At 68.6% G+C, this 6,080-nt stretch carries 4 protein-coding genes; all 4 read right to left on the reverse strand.

The genetic code is table 11. The features are described 5' to 3' along the window. Positions 1 to 70 precede the first annotated feature (70 nt). Entirely contained in the window at positions 71 to 3,154 is a 3,084-nt protein-coding gene (locus CC117_RS07950; RefSeq protein WP_071083108.1) for an NB-ARC domain-containing protein, read from the reverse strand. A 189-nt stretch (positions 3,155 to 3,343) separates the two neighbouring features. Beyond that, complete coding sequence (locus CC117_RS07955) at positions 3,344 to 4,183, reverse strand: IS5 family transposase (RefSeq protein WP_071083109.1); 840 nt, start codon at positions 4,181 to 4,183, stop codon at positions 3,344 to 3,346. 275 nt (positions 4,184 to 4,458) lie between these two features. Then, positions 4,459 to 4,884 (reverse strand): hypothetical protein, encoded by a 426-nt coding sequence (locus CC117_RS07960; RefSeq protein ID WP_071083110.1) that lies wholly within the window; start codon positions 4,882 to 4,884, stop codon positions 4,459 to 4,461. A gap of 30 nt (positions 4,885 to 4,914) precedes the next feature. Continuing rightward, entirely contained in the window at positions 4,915 to 5,751 is an 837-nt protein-coding gene (locus CC117_RS07965) for an IS5 family transposase (RefSeq protein ID WP_071083111.1), read from the reverse strand. Positions 5,752 to 6,080 lie beyond the last annotated feature (329 nt).

The raw sequence follows: 6,080 nt of genomic DNA on the forward strand, positions 1-6,080 counted from the left end.
ACTCAACGCCTTCGACGTCGCCTTCGACGGCCGACTCACCGCAGGCCGCAAGTAGTCCGATTCGCCCCGGTTACACCGCTAACTTTACAGACCCGACGACCACTAGGGCGCCGATCCAGTCGGTGTGACCGGTGAGGATCCGGCTGGTGGCGCGGGTGATGCTGGCCGGGATGTCCCAGAGGCGGACGGTGCCGTCGTCGGACGCGGAGGCGAGGATGCGTCCGTCGGGGGAGAACACGACGGCGGCGACGCCGCTGGCATGGCCGACCAGGATCGATTCAGCGCCGGTGGGTACGTCGCGGAGGCGGACGGTGCCGTCGTCGGACGCGGACGCGAGGAGCAGCCCGTCCGGAGAGAACGCGACGGAGCCGACCCAGGCGGTGTGGCCGGTGAAGATGCGCCCGGTGCGGGTGGCGACGTCGGCGAGTTCGACCGTGCCATCGCTGGCGGCGGAGGCGAGCAGTGTGCCGTCTGGGGAGAAGGCGAGCGCGTTGACCCGCCGGGTGGGGATGGCACCGGTGTGGAGGAGTCCGGCTGGTACGTCCCAGAGGTGGACGGTGCCGTCGCTGGCGGCGGAGGCGAGTTGGGTGCCGTCGGGGGCGAACGCGAGCGTGTTCATCCTGTCGGTTTGCGCGGTGAGCCGGTGCCCGGTTCCCGTGTGGAGATTCCAGAGGTGGGCGGTGCCGTCATCGGAGGCGGATGCGAGCAGCGTGCCGTCCGAGGAGAAGCCGAGCGTGTTGATCCCGCTGGTGTGCCCGACAAGGATCTGGCTGGTGCCGCTGGCCCGGTCCCACAGGCGGACCGATCGGTCGTTGCCGCCTGCCGCGGTGGCGAGCAGTGTGCCGTCGGGTGAGAACGCGAGGGCGTTCACCATGTCGCTGTGACCGGTGAGGACCTGCCCTGTCACCGTCACGGCGGGAGTGCTGCCGGTGGGGGCGATGGTCCAGAGGCGGACGGTCGCATCGTAGGAGCTGGTAGCGAGGAGCTGGCCGTCGGTGGAGAACGCGACCGCTGTCACGACGTCGGTATGCCCGGCCAGGGCTTGGCAGCTGCCGTCTGCGATCTGCCACAGGCGGACTCCGCCATCGGTGGCGGTGGAAGCCAGCCGGTTGCTGTCCGGGGAGAACGCCACCGCGCTGACCCCGCCGCCGTGACCGGTCAGTACCCGGCGGCTGCCGGTGGCGATCTCCCACAGGCAAACTGTGGTGTCGTCGGAGGCGGAGGCGAGGAGCTGGCCATCGTCGGAGAACGTCAGTGCTCCTACGACGTCGGTGTGCCCGGTCAGCACGCGTGCTGTTCCGGTCGTCAGCTCCCACACCCGCACGGTCCGGTCGTAGGAGCTGGTGGCGAGTTGGGTCCCATCGGGTGAGAAGACAGCTGCGGTCACGATGTCGGTGTGTCCGGTGAGGACACGGCTGGTACCGGTGGTGATCTCCCAGAGGCGCACGGTGCCGTCGTCGGAGGCGGAGGCAAGGAGCTGCCCATCGGCTGAGAACGCGACTGTGTTGATCGCCTTGGTGTGACCGGTGAGGGTACGCAGGTGCGCGGGGTGAGGGAGATCGGGCATCGGCCAGGCGAGTCCAAAGCGTGGACCGGTGAGGTGGGACCGGAACGCGGCCACGGTCTGCTCGAGCCCGGCGATCTCACCGAGGCGGCTGGCGAGGGTGACGGCCAGCGACCTGCCCGGCGCGAGGGGCGTAAGTAGGTGCGCGGCCTGACCGATGGCGCGCCGCAACACCGTGGAGGTGGGGGTATCGACACGGGCGAGGTCTGCCTCGATGCCGACCGGATACCCGAATCGGGCGATCTTCGTCTCGACCCACCGCAGGTCGCAGACCACGGCGGCCGCCTCGTCACCGGCACCGGCGGCGGTCAGATGGTAGGCGAGGTGGTGGCGGAAGTAGTCCCCGGTCACGGTGCCGGGAAGTTCCCACCAGGCCGAAGGCGTGTCACCGGTGTCCACCGGCCTGCCGCCGGTCACCAAGCCACGGGCAGCGGCGAGGAACCTCCGGTGCGCGTCGGCAACACCACCAGCCCCCGCCGCGACATGCAGATAGCTGCGCAACACGTCATGCAACCGCAGGGCGGGCTGACCCCCGACGAACCGGCCCGAGGCGAGCCTGAGCTGCACCAGCCGCCGACGGAACCTTTCCGCTTCGCTCCCGCCCAGACCACTGGCACCCCACAGCACCGCAAGGGCATCGACGGGAACGTCGACATCCTCCGGGAACACCACAAGATCGAGGTAGCGTCCGCGCTGCTCGGGCGTCAGAAGCCCCACGCTGGCCTCGACAGTCGCGGCCACCGCCCGCGACCGCGAGACGGGGTCGTGAACCGCGTCCGGGTCATCGAACGCCACCGGGCCGGCCGCCATCAGCTGGCGTGTGACCCACACAACGGCCTCGTCCGCCGACGCCCCTTCCCCGACAAGCTCCACCAGAGCGGCGTTGACGAGGCCGAGCAGGACAGGCCACCGCCCCGTCCACCGCAGCAGTCCCGCCGCACCGGCGGTCGGGAGCGGCAGGTTCGCGGTCAACGTCTCCACTGCCTCGGCGACAGTCATCTCATCGACCAGGACCCGCCGGCTGCCTCCGGGCACCGCCCCCACGTTACGGGTCGTCACCAGCCGCCGGCAGGACCGCCCCCCGACCAGAAACGGAGCAAGCTGCTCGACCCTCCACACATCGTCGACAACAAGCAGCACCGGATCACGCTCGTCGAGGAGACTTCCGAGCAGACCACCGGCGACCATCGGGTCCGACTCAGTGACCGGCTCTCCGGACAGCACCCGGCACAAACCCCCCACCAGACCAGCCAGGTCCGCCCCGGAGGCGTACTCCCCGACCGTCACCCACAGCAACCCACCCGGGAAACGGGCATCAACGCTGCTGCTGCGGGCGATCTCACCGGCGAGGGTCGTTTTCCCGAAGCCACCCGCCCCCTCAACGGCCGCGGTCACCTCAACAGCGGCCTCGTCCCCGGCGATCACGACCGCCAGCAGGTCCGCCATAAGCGCGGGCCGTGCCACCACGACACTGGACCGCGCCGGTGCCATCCACGGCCGCCGAACACCCCGCGATGCACCCGCGCCATAGTTATTGATCTGGATGTTGCCGCTGCCGACCTGAACGCCCTGGCTCCCCGCCAGATCCACCGACGGAACCTCAGCCCCCACCGCACGGTCGGGCCTCGCGGGCGACGTCACGGGACAAGCCCGAACACCGCGTGCAGGGCGACGATCGGCAGCGCTCCGCCGCCGCGCCGTGATCTTCCTTGCGCGTGCACCGGCGGGCAGCCGCTTTTCTCAGGGGATGTTTGATTTGTCTTAATTGCGACTTATGTTCTATCGGGGATCTCGCCAGGTGGGGGTGCTCTCGCCCGTTACGCGCCTGGCCGTGTTGTCGATCATCGCGAGGTGGATCATTGCTTCGGAGCTGCTGGGGAGGGTCTCGTAGTCGCGGGCCAGGCGGCGGTGGAACATCAACCAGCCCAGCGTGCGTTCGACGACCCACCGCCGTTCGACGACGTGGAAGCCGCGGGTTTCGGTTTTCCTGGGAACGACCTCAACGTCGACGCCGAGAGTGGCGCCGTGCTCGACCACGGTGTTTTTGAATCCCTTGTCGACCCAGGTCTTGGCAATCGTCCGCCAGGTGGTCGTGGCCTGGTCGAGCAGGCGGATACCCAGGGTGTTGTCGGACAGGTGCGCGGCGGTGACGGTCACGGCGAGCAGCAGGCCGAGGGTGTCGGTGACCACGCCCCGCTTCCGTCCGACGATCTTCTTGGCGGCGTCGGTGCCCTGGCTGGTCTGGGGAACGTCGGTGGAGGTCTTGACGCTCTGGGTGTCGAGGACGCAGGCGGTCGGCTCCGGCGCGCGACCCTCAGTGACGCGGGCCAGGCCGGTCAGCGCGTAGCCGAGCCGGGTGAGCACGCCCTCGTCGCGCCAGGCGGCGAAGTAGAAGTAGACGGTGGCGTGCGAGGGGAAGTCGTGGGGGAGGTAGCGCCAGGGGATACCGGTGCGGTTGAGGTAGAGAAGCGCGTTGAACACCTCGCGGAGGTCGACCCGGGCGGGTTGGCCGGTGGGTCGGCGGTCGAGGCGGGCTTTCTGCCAGGCGTGCAGGGTGGGGGCGATCAGYTCCCAGCGGGCGTCGGACAGATCGCTGGGGTAGGTCTTCCGTGGGCTCATGACAGACGCGTCTCCCGTGTCCGCCGGTCCCTAAACCGACCTGGTCGGGGGTGGGTCCGTGCGACCGGGAGGGGTTTCCGTCTCATCGCCGGACCAGACGGACGTCGGGGCGTATACCCGTGCCGAACAGGCGCCTGGACCGCGGCCACGGGACGCGTGAACGTGCTTCTACGGCATGAAGCGGACAGAAGCCGCCCCCCTCAAAGGTGAGGTAATCGCCATCAGGGCTACATAAACATCCACTCAGAGGGTGTTCTGTGCAGTTTTGCCGGGTGTCAGTTTGAGTTGATCTCTGGGGTGGGTGGAGTCGGGCGGGGCAGGATGAACAGGCCGGGTTCGGGTTCGGCGAGCACGCCGCGGTCGACCAGCCGTTTCAGTTTCGCGCGCATGCCCTCGACATGGCGGGGTTCGGTGCCGGCGCCCAGGGCCCGGCAGGCGTCCTTGGCGCGTAGCCCTTCTCCGTCCTGGGTGAACAGGGCGAGGACGTCCCGGTAGCCGTCGGGGAGAGGACCGGCTGGTGTGAGGGTGTCTTCGGTGGTCAGGTCCACCACGGTCTGATGGGTGATCTCCAACCGTTCCAGGGCGTGTTCGGCAGCCGCGAGTTCGTCACCGAGCCGGCTGATCTCTTCCCGGAGTTCCTCGACGGTCCGTCGGATCCGCGCACGCCGGTTCTCGATCTTCTCCAGCAGGTCGGCGCTCACGGTTCCGCCCCTGCCCGGCCAGCAGGCCGCTCAGACCGGCGGGTCCCGCCAGGTCGGGGTAGCGCTCCGGGTCAGACGGCGTGCCATCACCTCGACCATCGACCATCGGATCATCGCGACCGCGCTGGCGGGTTTCGTCTCGTAGTCCCGGGCGAGACGCCGGTGCAGCATCATGATCCCGAATGTCTGCTCGACCACCCACCGTTTCGGCAGCGGGGTGAACCCTCGCGCTTCGGCCGGCCGTTCCACGATCTCCACATCGATTCCCAACCCGGCGCCGTGCTCGATCACCGTGGTCTTGAACCCGGCATCCACCCACGCCTTACGCACCAACGGAGCGGCGGTGGCGACCCGGTCCAGCAGCGCGATACCGATGAGGTTGTCGTGCACACTCGCGGCGACCACGGTCACCGCGATCAGCAGACCGAGGGTGTCGGTGGCGATCCCCCGTTTACGACCCGGGCTTTTCTTGCCCGGATCCAGGCCGGTGGTGTCCGCGGGGGCGTTCGTGGAAGCCCGCACCGTCTGGGAGTCCAGCACGACCGCGCTCGGGTCCGCGCGGCGGTGGTGGTGTTCCCGGACCTGCCAGCGCAGCAGGTCATGGATCGTCTCGGTGGTCCCGTCGTCGCGCCACCGGCCGAAGTAATAGCACACCGCGGAGGTGGAGGGCAGGTCGTGGGGGAGGTACCGCCACTGGCAGCCGGTCCTGGCCTGGTAGAGGATCGCGTTCACGATCTCTCGTAGGGCGTAGCGGCCCTGATGCCCGCTGGCCGAGGGGTGCCGGGCCTTCCACGCGGTCAGGACCGGACGGATCAGCTCCCACGCCTCGTCGGAGAGATCACTGGGGTACGGCTTACGTTCCGCCATACCTTCCARCAGAACGCACCAGCCCCCGAACGCAACACGATCATCTCCGCACGCCAGACATCACCCCAACCCGAAACCCGGCGAACCCCCACAGAACACCCTCTCACTGGATGTTTACGTGGTTTCGATGAGGATAAGTCGGTTATGTTGGCGGCGGTTTTTGTTCCTTTCGCGTGGTAGAGGVATATCCATGCACGCCAGGACCCTGATCACGATGGTTGTTGGGGGCGGGTATACGGGCAGGTGTCCGTCTGGTTTACCGATGCGGTGAAATTCCCTCTCCCACCGCGGTGATGCCGCGTCCGGTCTGCTGGTTTACGGCCGCGCGG

The organism is Parafrankia colletiae (assembly GCF_001854655.1).
Taxonomy (GTDB): Bacteria; Actinomycetota; Actinomycetes; order Frankiales; family Frankiaceae; genus Parafrankia; species Parafrankia colletiae.

Excerpts from the sequence above, each read along its gene's own strand:
- CC117_RS07965 (WP_071083111.1), bottom strand. The coding sequence starts at position 5,751 with ATGGCGGAACGTAAGCCGTACCCCAGTGATCTCTCCGACGAGGCGTGG.